Origin of the sequence: Actinosynnema sp. NPDC059335 (assembly GCF_042752395.1) — a bacterium.
GTDB lineage: Bacteria > Actinomycetota > Actinomycetes > Mycobacteriales > Pseudonocardiaceae > Actinosynnema.
Genome location: NZ_JBHYXZ010000015.1, coordinates 35,701 through 49,008, shown reverse-complemented (window position 1 = coordinate 49,008; position 13,308 = coordinate 35,701). Strand labels below are relative to the sequence as shown.

Annotated in this window: 13 protein-coding genes and 2 pseudogenes; 14 read left to right on the top strand and 1 reads right to left on the bottom strand. The window is 73.8% G+C overall.

What is annotated here, in order from left to right:
* From ACFXGA_RS07470 to ACFXGA_RS07450, 5 genes and pseudogenes are all read left to right on the top strand, one after another.
* Positions 1 to 535 (top strand): annotated as a pseudogene (locus ACFXGA_RS07470) (glutamine synthetase); the annotation flags it as partial.
* Positions 516 to 1,226 carry a gamma-glutamyl-gamma-aminobutyrate hydrolase family protein gene (locus tag ACFXGA_RS07465; RefSeq protein WP_378085180.1) on the top strand — a complete coding sequence of 237 codons (711 nt, stop codon included), beginning with the start codon at positions 516 to 518 and terminating at the stop codon, positions 1,224 to 1,226. The pseudogene ACFXGA_RS07470 and the gene ACFXGA_RS07465, both read left to right, overlap by 20 nt.
* Positions 1,223 to 2,584 carry an aldehyde dehydrogenase family protein gene (locus ACFXGA_RS07460; protein ID WP_378085178.1) on the top strand — a complete coding sequence of 454 codons (1,362 nt, stop codon included), beginning with the start codon at positions 1,223 to 1,225 and terminating at the stop codon, positions 2,582 to 2,584. The genes ACFXGA_RS07465 and ACFXGA_RS07460 overlap by 4 nt, the downstream gene beginning before the upstream one ends.
* Before the next feature lie 11 nt (positions 2,585 to 2,595).
* The gene (locus ACFXGA_RS07455) at positions 2,596 to 3,363 is read left to right on the top strand and encodes a 3-oxoacyl-ACP reductase (protein WP_378085176.1); all 768 of its coding nucleotides are present in this window, start codon (positions 2,596 to 2,598) and stop codon (positions 3,361 to 3,363) included.
* Complete coding sequence (locus ACFXGA_RS07450) at positions 3,363 to 4,061, top strand: FadR/GntR family transcriptional regulator (protein WP_378085173.1); 699 nt, start codon at positions 3,363 to 3,365, stop codon at positions 4,059 to 4,061. The genes ACFXGA_RS07455 and ACFXGA_RS07450 overlap by 1 nt, the downstream gene beginning before the upstream one ends.
* A gap of 10 nt (positions 4,062 to 4,071) precedes the next feature.
* On the opposite strand, the gene ACFXGA_RS07445 is transcribed toward ACFXGA_RS07450, so the two are convergent.
* Positions 4,072 to 4,290 carry a hypothetical protein gene (locus tag ACFXGA_RS07445; protein WP_378085171.1) on the bottom strand — a complete coding sequence of 73 codons (219 nt, stop codon included), beginning with the start codon at positions 4,288 to 4,290 and terminating at the stop codon, positions 4,072 to 4,074.
* Positions 4,291 to 4,880: 590 nt separating this feature from the next.
* Between ACFXGA_RS07445 and ACFXGA_RS07440 the strand changes: the two genes are divergently transcribed.
* The 9 genes and pseudogenes from ACFXGA_RS07440 to ACFXGA_RS07400 form a co-directional block, all read left to right on the top strand.
* The gene (locus tag ACFXGA_RS07440) at positions 4,881 to 5,093 is read left to right on the top strand and encodes a helix-turn-helix domain-containing protein (RefSeq protein WP_378085169.1); all 213 of its coding nucleotides are present in this window, start codon (positions 4,881 to 4,883) and stop codon (positions 5,091 to 5,093) included.
* Positions 5,094 to 5,096: 3 nt separating this feature from the next.
* A complete protein-coding gene (locus ACFXGA_RS07435) occupies positions 5,097 to 5,807 on the top strand; it encodes a Clp protease N-terminal domain-containing protein (RefSeq protein WP_378085167.1) in 711 nt (236 codons plus the stop codon).
* 101 nt (positions 5,808 to 5,908) lie between these two features.
* On the top strand, positions 5,909 to 7,957 hold the full coding sequence (thrS, locus tag ACFXGA_RS07430) for a threonine--tRNA ligase (protein WP_378085165.1): 2,049 nt from the start codon (positions 5,909 to 5,911) through the stop codon (positions 7,955 to 7,957).
* A complete protein-coding gene (locus ACFXGA_RS07425) occupies positions 7,954 to 8,502 on the top strand; it encodes an HIT family protein (protein WP_378085163.1) in 549 nt (182 codons plus the stop codon). The genes thrS and ACFXGA_RS07425 overlap by 4 nt, the downstream gene beginning before the upstream one ends.
* A gap of 311 nt (positions 8,503 to 8,813) precedes the next feature.
* The gene (locus ACFXGA_RS07420; RefSeq protein WP_378085161.1) at positions 8,814 to 10,316 is read left to right on the top strand and encodes an amino acid adenylation domain-containing protein; all 1,503 of its coding nucleotides are present in this window, start codon (positions 8,814 to 8,816) and stop codon (positions 10,314 to 10,316) included.
* Positions 10,313 to 11,524: a hypothetical protein gene (locus ACFXGA_RS07415; RefSeq protein ID WP_378085159.1), complete on the top strand. Its 1,212-nt coding sequence runs from the start codon at positions 10,313 to 10,315 to the stop codon at positions 11,522 to 11,524. The genes ACFXGA_RS07420 and ACFXGA_RS07415 overlap by 4 nt, the downstream gene beginning before the upstream one ends.
* A gap of 9 nt (positions 11,525 to 11,533) precedes the next feature.
* On the top strand, positions 11,534 to 12,343 hold the full coding sequence (locus tag ACFXGA_RS07410) for an enoyl-CoA hydratase/isomerase family protein (RefSeq protein WP_378085157.1): 810 nt from the start codon (positions 11,534 to 11,536) through the stop codon (positions 12,341 to 12,343).
* A 15-nt stretch (positions 12,344 to 12,358) separates the two neighbouring features.
* Positions 12,359 to 12,868, top strand: coding sequence for a sigma-70 family RNA polymerase sigma factor (locus tag ACFXGA_RS07405; protein WP_378085242.1), 510 nt, complete (start codon positions 12,359 to 12,361; stop codon positions 12,866 to 12,868).
* A pseudogene (locus tag ACFXGA_RS07400) lies at positions 12,865 to 12,969 on the top strand (zf-HC2 domain-containing protein); the annotation flags it as partial. The gene ACFXGA_RS07405 and the pseudogene ACFXGA_RS07400, both read left to right, overlap by 4 nt.
* Between the last annotated feature and the right edge of the window lie 339 nt (positions 12,970 to 13,308).

The window sequence follows — 13,308 nt, the reverse complement described above, 5'->3', positions numbered from 1 at the left end:
GGAGGTGTCTCGTGGGAGCGGTTATGTGTATACGAGACCGCCCCACTTCCGGGCCGGTCAGCGCGCCGCGCTGCGCGAGCTGACCTACTTCCTCGCCCCGAACGTCAACTCCTACAAGCGGTTCGCGCCGGGCAGCTTCGCGCCGACCGCGGTGGCGTGGGGCCGGGACAACCGGACGTGCGCGCTGCGCGTCGTCGGCCACGGCCAGTCGCTGCGGTTCGAGAACCGGGTGCCCGGCGCGGACGTGAACCCGTACCTGGCGGTCGCCGCGCTGATCGCGGCCGGGCTGCACGGGCTGGACAACGAGCTGCCGCTGGAGGAGGAGTTCGTCGGCAACGCCTACGGCTCCGACAAGCCGACCGTGCCCGCCACGCTGCGCGACGCCGCGTCGCTGCTGGCCAAGAGCGAGCTGGCGCGCGAGGCGTTCGGCCAGGACGTGGTGGAGCACTACCTCAACGCGGCCCGGGTGGAGCTGGCCGCGTTCGACTCGTCGGTGACGGACTGGGAGCGCATCCGTGGTTTCGAACGGCTCTAGGGCACGACCGCTGATCGGCGTCAGCACCTACCTGGAACGGGTGCGATTCGGCGTCTGGGACGTGGAGGCGGCCGTGCTGCACCGCGACTACCTCGACTCGGTGGTGCGCGCGGGCGGCAACCCGGTGCTGCTCCCGCCGGTCGGCTCCTGGGACGCCGACAGCGTCGGCTTCCTCGACGGCCTGGTGCTGGCGGGCGGCGCGGACGTGGACCCGGCGCTGTACGGCCGGCCGCGCGACCCGCGCACCGGGCCGGCGCGGCCCGAGCGGGACGCGGTCGAGCTGGGCCTGGCCCGCGCGGCGCTGAAGCTCGACCTGCCGCTGCTCGCGGTGTGCCGGGGCATGCAGGTGCTCAACGTGGCGTTGGGCGGCACGCTGGTCCAGCACGTGGACGGGCACAACCCCGCACCCGCCGTGTTCCAGCACACCGGCATCGCGGTCGCGCCCGGCTCGGTGCTGGCCGGGATCGTCGGCCTGGCCACCACCGTGTTCTGCCACCACCACCAGGCGCTGGACGTCCTCGGCGACGGCCTGCGGGTGGTCGCCGGCGCGCCGGACGGCACCCCGGAGGCGGTGGAGCTGCCGGGCTCCCGCTTCGTGCTCGGCGTGCAGTCGCACCCGGAGGCCGACACCGAGGACGACCGCTTGTTCGCCGCGCTCGTCGGCGCCGCGCGAGACAGGGGAGTGAAGTGACCACCACGTTCGACGTCATCAACCCGGCCACCGAGGAGGTGGTCCGCTCGGTGCCGCTGGCGACGCTGGAGGAGACCGACGCGGCGATCGCCCGCGCGTCGGCGGCCCTGCCCGCGTGGCGCGCGGTCGCCCCGGGCGACCGGGCCCGGCTGCTGCGGCGGTTCGCCGAGGCGGTGGACGGCGCGATCGAGGAGCTGGCCGCGCTGGAGGTGCTCAACGCCGGGCACACCATCGGCAACGCGCGGTGGGAGGCCGGGAACGTGCGCGACGTGCTGCACTACTACTCGGCCGCGCCGGAGCGGCTGTTCGGCCGGCAGATCCCGGTGCCCGGCGGGCTGGACGTGACCTTCCACGAGCCGCTGGGCGTGGTCGGCGTCATCGTGCCGTGGAACTTCCCGATGCCGATCGCCGCGTGGGGGTTCGCGCCCGCGCTGGCAGCGGGCAACACGGTGGTGCTGAAGCCCGCCGAGCTGACGCCGCTGACGGCGCTGCGGCTGGCGTCGCTGGCGCTGGAGGCCGGCCTCCCGCCGGACGTGTTCCAGGTCCTGCCCGGCGCGGGGCCGGTGGTGGGGCAGCGGTTCGTCACGCACCCCGACGTGCGCAAGGTCGTGTTCACCGGGTCCACCCGGGTCGGCAGGCAGGTCATGGCCGGGTGCGCCGAGCAGGTCAAGCGCGTGACGCTGGAGCTGGGCGGCAAGTCGGCCAACATCGTGTTCGCCGACGCCGACCTGGAGCGCGCCGCGGCGACCGCGCCGTACGGGGTGTTCGACAACGCGGGCCAGGACTGCTGCGCCCGGTCCCGGATCCTGGTGCAGGCGTCGGTGTACGACCGGTTCATGGAGCTGCTGGAACCCGCGGTCAAGGGCGTGGTGGTCGGCGCGCCGGAGGACGAGGCCACCGAGATGGGGCCGCTGATCTCGGCCGCGCACCGGGAGCGGGTCGCCTCCTACGTGCCGTCCGACGCGCCGGTGGCGTTCCGCGGCTCCGCGCCGACCGGGGCCGGCTTCTGGTTCCCGCCCACGGTGCTCGCGCCCGTCGCGCCGGACGACCGCGCGGCCGTGGAGGAGATCTTCGGGCCGGTGGTGGCCGTGCTGCCGTTCACCGACGAGGAGGACGCCGTCCGGTTGGCCAACGACAGCCGGTTCGGGCTGTCGGGGTCGATCTGGACCCGCGACGTGGGACGCGCGCTGCGCGTGTCGCGTGCGGTGGAGGCCGGGAACCTGTCGGTCAACTCGCACTCGTCGGTGCGGTACTGGACCCCGTTCGGCGGGTTCAAGCAGTCCGGGTTGGGGCGGGAGCTGGGGCCCGACGCGCTCGACTCGTTCACCGAGACCAAGAACGTCTTCATCGCTCACTGATTGGGAGAGACATGGTTGTGCGACTCGAGGGCCGGGTGGCCGTGGTCACCGGCGGCGGCAGCGGCATCGGGCTGGCCTCGGTGCGGCGGCTGGCGTCCGAGGGGGCCAAGGTCGTCGTCGCGGACGTCGACGCGGAGACCGGCAAGGCCGCGGCCGACGAGGTGGGCGGGCTGTTCGTGCAGGTCGACGTGACCGACGAGGAGCAGGTGTCGGCGCTGTACCGGACGGCGGTCGACACCTACGGCTCGCTGGACGTCGCGTTCAACAACGCGGGCATCTCGCCGCCGGACGACGACTCGATCCTGACGACGGGCATCGAGGCGTGGGACCGCGTGCAGAAGGTCAACCTCACGTCGGTGTACCTGTGCTGCAAGCACGCGATCCCGCACATGCTGGAGCGGGGTCGGGGCTCGGTGATCAACACGGCGTCGTTCGTGGCGACGATGGGCGCGGCGACGTCCCAGATCTCCTACACGGCGTCCAAGGGCGGGGTGCTGGCGATGAGCCGCGAGCTGGGCGTCCAGTTCGCCCGGCAGGGCGTGCGGGTGAACGCCCTGTCACCCGGACCGGTGAACACGCCGTTGCTGCGGGAGCTGTTCGCGAAGGACCCGGAGCGGGCCGCGCGGCGGTTGGTGCACGTGCCGCTCGGCCGGTTCGCCGAGCCGGAGGAGATCGCGGCGGCGGTGGCGTTCCTGGCCAGCGACGACTCGTCGTTCATCACCGCGTCGAACTTCCTGGTGGACGGCGGTATCGCCGGTGCCTACGTGACACCGCTGTGATGCCGTTGCAGGACGCGTTGTTCCGCCCCGTGCGGGCGGGCAACGCGTTCGAGGAGACCGTGGAGCGGCTGGTGCAGGCGATCCGGCTCGGCGTGGTCGGGCCGGGGGAGCGGCTGCCGGCCGAGCGCGACCTGGCGACCCGGTTGGGTGTCAGCCGGGTGACACTGCGGGAGGCGATCCGGTCGCTCCAGGACGCGGGCTACGTCGAGTCCCGGCGCGGCCGGTACGGCGGCACGTTCGTGAACTCGCCGCTGCCGCCGGTCGCGCCGGACCGGTGGGTGGACCCCGGCGAGCTGGCGGACGTGCTGACGTTGCGCACGGCGGTGGAGACGGGCGCGGCGGAGTGCGCGGCGGGCCGGGCGCTGGGGCCGGTCGAGCGGCGGAACCTGCTCACGCGGCTGGCCGAGTGCCGGGACGCGCCGGTGGACGCCTACCGGCGCAAGGACTCGCGGCTGCACCTGGCGATCGCCGAGGCGACCGGCTCCCCGTCGCTGACGGCGGCGGTCGCGGACGCCCGGACGAGGGTCAACGCGCTGCTCGACCGGATACCGCTGCTGCCGCCGAACCTGGCGCACTCGAACGAGCAGCACGAGCTGATCGTCACGCACATCGTGGCGGGCGACCCGGAGGCCGCGCGGCGGGCGATGGCCGAGCACCTCGACGGCACGGCCCTGCTGCTGCGCGGCTTCCTGGCGTGACCCCGGGCGCTCAGCGCTCGAAGTCGCGCTGCGGCACCCGCTCCGGCCCGCGCGGCCCCCAGTCGCCGCGCTTGTCGAACCGCTCCTCGAACCGCCCGTGACCGGGCCGGTCGTGGCCGACGCCGTAGTGCGGGCGGCGGTCGTGGTCGACCAGCGCCACGATCCCGCCGCCGAGGACCAGCCCGAGCAGCCCGACGGCGACGAGCTGCGTGGCCCGGTGCCGGACCACCCGCCCGACCGCGCCCCTGCCCGACCTCGGCGGCCCGGCCGGCGGCATTTGCGCTGCGTGCCCGGTCGGTCCTGACTGCTCTGACTGCTCTGCCTGCCCGGTCGGCGCGGCGTGCCCGGTCGGCCCTGTGTGTCCGGCGGGCGCTGCCTGCCCCACCCGGTCGGGCGCGGGGTGCCCGGCAGGGCCGGTCGCGGCTGCGCCAGGTTGCGCGGTGGTGTGGTCGGCCGGGGTCGCCGCGGGCTGTCCGACAGCCGGATCGGCCGCGGCGGCTCCTCCGGCGGGTGCGGCGGGGCCGACAGGTTGCCCGGCGGCCGGGTCGGTGGCCGCGGTGGGGGTGCCCGCGACCGGTGCTGATGGGGTCGACGGGTCGGTGGCCGGCCCGGTCGGGGTCCGGTCCGCCGCCGGGTCCGGGTCGGGGTGCTGTGGTTGTCGGGGGTCTGACATGGCGGAACTCCTGCTCTCCCGTGCGGTCGACCGCCATGGTGCGCGCGTGACCTGAGGGGATGCTGATGGGCGGCTGTCGATCACCTGTGAGCCCGGGTCGTCAGCATGTGTTGACGACCACGCGACCGTCAGCATATGCTGACGACATGTCCGCCATCGCCGACCTCGACCCCGACGCGCACGGCGACGACCCGGACGCCGGGCTGCGGGCCGTGGCACGCCTGCGCCGCCTCGTGGAGCAACTGGAAGCCGAGCACGTCGCCGCCGCGCGCCGGGCGGGCTGGTCGTGGCGCGACATCGCGACCCGCCTCGGCGTGACCAAGCAGACCGTCCACCGCAAGTACGGCCGAGAGGACTGACCGGTGTTCCGAGGCGACCACCCCGATCTGGACCGCGCCCTGGGCCGCGCGTTCGCGCTCGCGCTCGACCTGCGCCACCCCCGCACCGGCAGCGAGCACCTCCTCGCCGCCCTCGCCGAAGGCCCGCGCGGCACGCTCGCCGACGTCCTCGCCCGCCACGGCGCGACACCGGCCGCGATCCGCGACGCCGCGCGGCTGGCCGCGCCGCTCGGCGCGGGCGGTGCGGCGGACCGGTTCGTCCTGGCGCCCCTCGGCGTCGACCTCGACCGCCTGCTCGGCGACCGCGGCGCGCCCGCCCTCGACCGGCCCGCCCGCCGCGAGCCGCTGCTCCCGCTGGGCGCGGCGAAGGCACGCAGGCGCCGCGCCGCGCTCACCCCGCCGCTCGGCCTGGACGCCCGGGCGTCCTACGCGGCCTCGCTGCGCCTCGCCCTGGCCCGTCGCGAGCGCGAGCACCGGCCCGAACACCTGGCCCTGGCCCTCACCGCGCTGGACCCGGGCGTCGCGTGGGTGCTCGAAACCGCCGGGGTCGGCCGGGCGGCGCTGCTGGCCGACCTCGCCTCGACCTACCCGCCACCGCGCCGCAACGCCCTGCTCGCCGCCGAGCGCAGGCTCGGCCACCGCGTCCGCCGCCGCGACCTCGTCCGCCGCTACCAGCGCACCACCGGGCGTGCCGTGACCTCGGCGGACGCGCTGCCGGCCCTGATCCGCGGCTGAACGGCGGCCCGACCGGCGGCCGACCCGGTGCGCCGGAAAAGCGGTCGGTGAGCACCGATAACATCTCGGGGGAAGGACCGAACACACACCGAGGAGTCACCGTGTCCGAACCGCGCCCCGCAGCCGCCCCGAACCCACCACGCGTGGTGGTGACGGCGGGGACCACGGCGGGGACGGCGGTGCGGGAAGCGGGGCTGCCCGGCAAGGGGCCGGACGCCGTCGTGGTCGTGCGCGACCCCGAGGGCCACCTGCGCGACCTCTCCTGGACCCCGCAGGTCGAGGTCGAGGTCGAGCCGGTCGCCGCCGACACCGAGGCCGGCCGCAGTGTGATCCGGCACTCCGCCGCCCACGTGCTGGCGCAGGCCGTGCAGCAGCAGTTCCCCGAGGCCAAGCTGGGCATCGGACCGCCGGTCAAGGACGGCTTCTACTACGACTTCCAGGTCGACAGGCCGTTCACGATGGACGACCTCCAGGCGCTGGAGAAGCGCATGAAGTCGATCATCAAGGGCGCGCAGCGGTTCACCCGGCGCGTGGTCGAGTCGGTGGACGCGGCCAAGGCCGAGCTGGCCGCCGAGCCGTTCAAGCTGGAGCTGGTCGACATCAAGAGCGATGTCGACACCGCCGAGGTGATGGAGGTCGGCGGCGGCGAGCTGACGATCTACGACAACCTCGACCCGCGGTCCGGCGAGCGCGTGTGGGGCGACCTGTGCCGCGGCCCGCACGTGCCGACGACCAAGCACATCCCGGCGTTCAAGCTGACCCGCGTGGCCGCCGCCTACTGGCGCGGCAACGAGAAGAACCCGCAGTTGCAGCGCATCTACGGCACGGCGTGGGAGTCGCAGGAGGCGCTGGACGCCCACCTGGAGCTGCTGGCCGAGGCCGAGCGGCGCGACCACCGCAAGCTCGGCGTGGAGCTGGACCTGTTCAGCTTCCCGGACGAGATCGGCTCGGGCCTGGCGGTGTTCCACCCGCGCGGCGGGATCATCCGCAAGGCGATGGAGGACTACTCGCGCGCCCGTCACACCGAAGAGGGCTACGAGTTCGTCTACTCGCCGCACATCACCAAGGGCAACCTGTTCGAGACCTCCGGTCACCTGGACTGGTACCGCGACGGCATGTACCCGGCGATGCACCTGGACGCCGAGTACAACGAGGACGGCACGGTCCGCAAGCCCGGCCAGGACTACTACCTCAAGCCGATGAACTGCCCGTTCCACGACCTGATCTTCAAGTCGCGCGGGCGGTCCTACCGCGAGCTGCCGCTGCGCATGTTCGAGTTCGGCTCGGTCTACCGGTACGAGAAGTCCGGCGTGATCCACGGCCTGACCCGCGTGCGCGGCATGACGCAGGACGACGCGCACATCTTCTGCACCCCCGACCAGGTGCAGGACGAGCTGAAGTCGCTGCTGCGCTTCGTGCTCGGGCTGCTGCGCGACTACGGCCTGGACGACTTCTACCTGGAGCTGTCCACCCGCAACGAGGAGAAGTACGTCGGCTCGGACGAGGTCTGGGAGAAGGCGACCGAGGCGTTGCGCGTCGCGGCCGAGGACTCCGGCCTGGAGCTGGTGCCCGACCCGGGCGGTGCGGCGTTCTACGGGCCGAAGATCTCCGTGCAGGCCAAGGACGCGCTGGGCCGCACCTGGCAGATGTCCACCATCCAGGTGGACTTCAACCTGCCCGAGCGGTTCGAGCTGGAGTACACCGGGCCGGACGGCAGCCGGCAGCGGCCGGTGATGATCCACCGCGCGTTGTTCGGGTCGGTGGAGCGGTTCTTCGGCGTGCTGACCGAGCACTACGCGGGCGCGTTCCCGGCGTGGCTCGCGCCGGTGCAGGTGGTGGGCATCCCGATCGCGGACGAGCACGTCGACCACCTGTTGGACGTGGTGCGGCGGCTCAAGGCGCGCGGCATCCGGGCCGAGGTGGACGCCTCGGACGACCGGATGCAGAAGAAGATCCGCAACCACACCACGCAGAAGGTGCCGTTCATGCTGCTCGCGGGCGGCAAGGACGTGGAGCAGGGCGCGGTGTCGTTCCGGTTCCGCGACGGCACGCAGATCAACGGGGTGCCGGTCGAGCGGGCGGTCGAGACGGTCGTGGACTGGGTCGCGCGGCGCGAGAACGCCTCGCCCACGGCGGAACTCGTCCAGTGACGGACCGGTACGAGGAGCAGGACGGGGTCGGGGTCCACGACGGGTTGCAGCGGTTGTGGACCCCGCACCGCCTGTCGTACGTGCGGGGCGAGGGCAAGGCCGTGGGCGACGAGCCCGAGGGGTGCCCGTTCTGCCGGGTGACCGGGCTGGACGACGCCGAGGGGCTGATCCTGGCGCGCGGCGAGCTGGTGTTCGCGGTGCTGAACCTGTACCCGTACAACCCCGGTCACCTGATGGTGCTGCCGTACCGGCACGTGCCCGACTACACGGACCTGACGGTGGACGAGACGGCGGAGTTCGCCGCGTTCACCCAGCGGGCGATGCGGGTGATCCGTTCGGCCTCCGGGCCGCACGGGTTCAACATCGGCATGAACCAGGGCGTGGTGGCCGGCGCGGGGATCGCGGCGCACCTGCACCAGCACGTCGTGCCGCGCTGGGGCGGCGACGCGAACTTCATGCCGGTGATCGGCCACACCAAGGTCCTGCCGCAGCTGCTCGGCGAAACGAGACAGCTCCTGGCCGACGCCTGGACCGCCCTCGACTGACCCGTGTGTCGAACACTCAAACCCCGTGAGTCCTACGTTCGCGTCGCGTGAGTCCTACGTCCGCGACCCCCGAGTTCAACGCTCGCGTCCCAGGTAGCCGGACCTGAGCGTTGAATTCACGGGTCCTGGGCGTAGGACTCTCGCGTCCTGGGCGTAGGACTCTCGGGGGCTGGGGGTTCGACACACGCGGTGGTGCGGGTTGGCGAATCTTCAAATATTTTTGCCGGTCCCCTTGAACGGACCGCGGGGCTGTCTCGTTCAGACCGGGTGACCACGCCCGGCTGACGAGAGGCGCACACCCCGTGACAGCCATGACCGAGCCACCCGCCGTGCCAGGACCGCCCCCGGACGACCGCCCGCTCTTCCGACGATTCGGCCACGGCCCCGCCGTCACGCCGCCGTTCCACCGCATCCACCACGCCTTCGAAGCCCACGCCGCACGGTCGCCGCACGCCCGCGCCGTCGAGCACGAGGGCTCCTGCCTGACCTACGGCGAACTGGACCACCGCGCCAACGTCGTCGCCGCCGCGCTCCTCGACGCCGGCGTCCGGCCCGGCGACCACGTCGGCGTGTTCCTCACCCGCTCCACCCACATGGTCGTCGGCATCCTGGCCGTGCTGAAGGTCGGCGCGGCCTACGTGCCGCAGGACGTCCGCATCACCCCGCGCCCGCACCTCGACCACGTGATCCGCACCGCCGCCATCGAGGTCGTCCTCACCACCAGCGAGCACGCCCCCGCGCTCGACGCGCCCACCGTCCTGGCCCTCGACACCCTCCCGGACCGCCGCGTCACCGCACCGCGAGCGGAAAGCGGCGACATCGCCGTCGTCATCTTCACCTCCGGCACCACCGGCGTCCCCAACGGCGTCCGCGTCACCCACGCCAACCTGTGCAACGTCCTGCTCACCGAGCCGGGCGACCTGGGCATCCGCCCCGGCGACCGGGTCGCCCAACTGCTCAACATCGCGTTCGACATGGCCGTGTGGGAGGTCTTCGGCGCGCTCACGCACGGCGCGACGTCCGTCATCCGCGGCCGCGACATCGCCCGCACGGCCGAAACCGCCACCGTCCTCATCGCCACCCCCGGCGTGCTGTCCACACTGGACCCCCGGCGGTGCCCCGACGTGCGCGTCGTCGCCGTGGCCGGCGAGCGCTGCCCCCGAGCCCTGGCCGACGCCTGGTCCGCCCGCGCGACCTTCCACAACGCCTGCGGCCCCACGGAAGTCACGATCGTCAACACGGTGCAGCGCTACGACCCCCGCGTCGGCCGGCTGACCATCGGCCGCCCGGTGCCCAACACCACGGTCTACGTGCTGGACGACGACCTGCGGCCGTGCCCGATCGGCGAGGTCGGCGAGATGTGGGCGGGCGGCGCCTGCGTCACGGCCGGCTACCTCGGCAACGACGTGCTGACCGCCCAGCGCTACCGCCCCGACCCGTTCCTGGGCGGCGACCACCTGATGTTCCGCACCCGCGACCTGGGCCGCTGGACGCCTGAAGGCGAGCTGGAGCACCACGGCCGCACCGACGACCAGGTCAAGGTCCGCGGCTTCCGGGTCGAGCTGGACGCGGTGACCTCGGCCCTGGAGACCGCGCCCGGCTGCGTCCGCGCCACGACCGTCCTGCGCGACGGCAGGCTCGTCGGTGTCGTCAGCCCCGCCTCGGTCGCGCCGGACGACGCCAAGGACGCCGTGGCGCGCGTCCTGCCGTACTACTGCGTGCCGGCCGAGGTCGTCGCCGTGGACGACCTGCCGCTGACCGACCGCGGCAAGGTGGACCGCGCCGCGCTGTCGTTACTGGTGGCCGCGTCATGACCACCACGCGCACCGACCCGCCGTCGGTCCGGCTGCGGCTCCGCCGACGCCCGTTCACCCACCACAACCGCCTCGCCGCCGCGGTCCTCCTGGCCAACACCGCGGTCGCGTTCGGCGTGGACTCCGCGCAGGCGATCGCCGACCTGGTCGTGGTCAACGTCGCGCTGGCCGTGCTGGTCCGCCAGCAGCACGTGATCAACCTGCTGTTCCGGCTCGCCACCAGCGCGCCGACCACGTGGCCGCTCAAGGTCCGCTGGGCGCTCGGCAAGGTCTACCACTTCGGCGGCCTGCACGTGGGCGCGGCGGTGTCCGCCACGGCCTGGTTCGCCGCCCTGGCCTGGACCCTGAACGACCCCCTGACGTGGACGATCCTCGCCCTGATGGCCGGCATGGTCGTGTTCGCCCTGCCCCGCCTGCGCGCGAGCCGGCACGACCTCTTCGAGCGGGTGCACCGGTTCGCGGGCTGGACGGTGCTCGCGCTGTTCGCGGTGCACGCGTCCCGGCAGCCGGGTTTCGCCGGCTCGCTCCAGTTCTGGCTGCTCCTGCTGGTGGTGGCGAGCGTCGTCCTGCCGTGGGTCCGGCTGCGCCGCGTGCCGGTGCGGATCACCCGGCCGTCGCGGCACGTCGCGCTGGTCTCGTTCGACTACGGCGTGACGCCGTTCGCGGGCTCGTCCACCGCGATCAGCCGCAACCCGCTGCTGGAGTGGCACTCGTTCGCGAACGTGCCGACGCCCGGCCGCACCGGGTTCCGGCTCACCGTGTCCCGCGCCGGCGACTGGACGGGCTCGCTGATCGACGACCTGCCGACCCACCTGTGGGTCAAGGGCGTGCCGACGGCCGGCGTCGGCAACATCGACAAGCTGTTCACCAGGGTGGTGTGGGTCGCCACGGGCAGCGGCATCGGGCCCTGCCTGCCGCACCTGCTGTCGCGGGAGACCCCGTCGCGCCTGGTGTGGTCCACCCGCACGCCCCGCGAGACCTACGGCGACGCGCTGGTGGACGAGATCGAGGCCGTGCAGCCGGAGGCGCTGGTCTGGGACACCGTCCGCGACGGCAAGCCCGACCTGGTCGAGCTGGCCCTGCGCGCGCACCGGGAGTTCGACGCCGAGGCGGTGATCTGCATCTCCAACAAGAAGACGACCTGGCACGTCGTGGAGGAGCTGGAGGCCCGGGGCGTGCCGGCCTTCGGCGCCATCTGGGACTCGTGAGGAGACTCCGTGGACTACTCGACCTTGCTCATCGACGAACAGGACGGCGTCACGACGGTCACCGTCTCACGGCCACCGGCGCGCAACGCCCTGTCGGGCCGCGTGCTGGCCGAACTCGACCACTTCTTCTCCGGCGTCCTCGCCGGCCCGGCGCCCCGCGGCGTCATCCTCACCGGCGCGCCCGGCCCGGCGTTCGTCGCGGGCGCGGACATCCGCGAGATGGCCGCCATGACCCCCGACGAGGGCGAGCGGTTCGGCCGGCTCGGCCAACGCGTCACCCGGCTGCTGGAGGAGGTGCCGTGCCCGGTCGTCGCGTGCGTGGACGGGTACGCGCTCGGCGGCGGCTGCGAGCTGGTGCTGGCCTGCGACTTCGCCTACGCGACCCGGCGCGCCGTGTTCGGCCAGCCGGAGGTCGTGCTCGGCCTGATCCCCGGCTTCGGCGGCTGCGTCCGGCTGCAACGCCTGGTCGGCCCCGCGCTCGCCCGTGAGCTGATCTACACCGGCAGGCACGTCGACGCGGCCGAGGCGCTGCGCCTCGGCCTGGTCACCGCGGTGTTCGACGACCGGGGTGGGATGCTGGCCGCCGCACGCGCCGTGCTCGACCGGATCGCGGGCAACTCGGCCACGGCGGTCTCGCTGGCCAAGGCGGCGGTGAACGCCTCCGCCGGGACGACGGTGGCCGCCGGGCTGGCCGTCGAGCTGGACGCGTTCCGCGAGGCGTTCACCACCGACGACATGCGCGAGGGCACGGCGGCGTTCCTCGCCAAGCGCCGACCGGACTTCCGCGCCGCCACCCGGGAACCGCTGCTCCACGACTAGCCCAGGAGGTGCGCGATCAACGACACCCACATCGACCTGCTGCGCTCCCTCCACGACGAGCACGCGCCCGCGCTGTGGCGGTACGTGCGCCGGCTGACCGGCGACGACGAGCTGTCCCGCGACGTGGTGCAGGAGGCCCTGCTGCGCGCGTGGCGCAACCCGAAGGTGCTGGAACAGGGCGCGGCGGCGGCCCGCGCGTGGCTCTACACGGTGGCGCGCAACGTGGTGATCGACGAGCGCCGCAGCGCCCGCGCCCGCTGGGAGATCGGCTCGGCACGGCCGCCGGAGCGGGCCAGGTCCGACCCCAGCGACTCGGCCCTGGACGCGTGGCTGGTGGCCGACGTGCTCACCCAGTTGACGCCGGAGCACCGCACGGTGATCGTGCGTGCGTACTACATGGGCCAGTCCGTCGCCGAGCTGGCCGTCGCACTGGACCTGCCGGAGGGCACCGTGAAGTCGCGGTTGCACTACGGTCTGCGGGCGCTGCGGCTGGCGCTGGAGGAGAAGGGGGTCACCGGACGTTGAGCTCGCCAGTCGATCCGTACCGGGACTGGGGTGCCGCGTACGTCCTGGGTTCGCTGTCGCCCGGCGAACGGCGGGAGTTCGAGGGGCACCTGGCCGGGTGCCCGGAGTGCTCGGGTGACGTGGCCGCCTTCGCGGGCGTGCCCGGCATCCTCTCGGCGGTGCCCCGCGACCGGGCGGTCGACCTGCTCGAACCGGGGGCGGTGCCCGACGAGCCGCCCGCGGCGCTGCTGTCGGACCTGGCCGCCGCCGAGCGGTCGCGCCGGCGGCGGGCCCGGCTGTGGGTCGCCGCGGCGCTGGTCTGCGCGGCGTTGACGGGGGCGGCGGTCGCGACGGCCGTGCGAGCGGGGGCCCCCCCCGCCGCCCCCCCCCCCGGCCCCGCCCCGCCGCCCGGGCCCCCCCGGGCGCGTCAGCCTGGCCCGGCCCGCCCGGGGGGGGCCCGC

Coding starts and splice junctions, on each gene's coding strand:
- ACFXGA_RS07420 (WP_378085161.1), top strand. CDS start 8,814: ATGACCGAGCCACCCGCCGTGCCAGGACCGCCCCCGGACGACCGCCCG.
- ACFXGA_RS07455 (WP_378085176.1), top strand. CDS start 2,596: ATGGTTGTGCGACTCGAGGGCCGGGTGGCCGTGGTCACCGGCGGCGGC.
- ACFXGA_RS07415 (WP_378085159.1), top strand. CDS start 10,313: ATGACCACCACGCGCACCGACCCGCCGTCGGTCCGGCTGCGGCTCCGC.
- ACFXGA_RS07450 (WP_378085173.1), top strand. CDS start 3,363: ATGCCGTTGCAGGACGCGTTGTTCCGCCCCGTGCGGGCGGGCAACGCG.
- ACFXGA_RS07440 (WP_378085169.1), top strand. CDS start 4,881: ATGTCCGCCATCGCCGACCTCGACCCCGACGCGCACGGCGACGACCCG.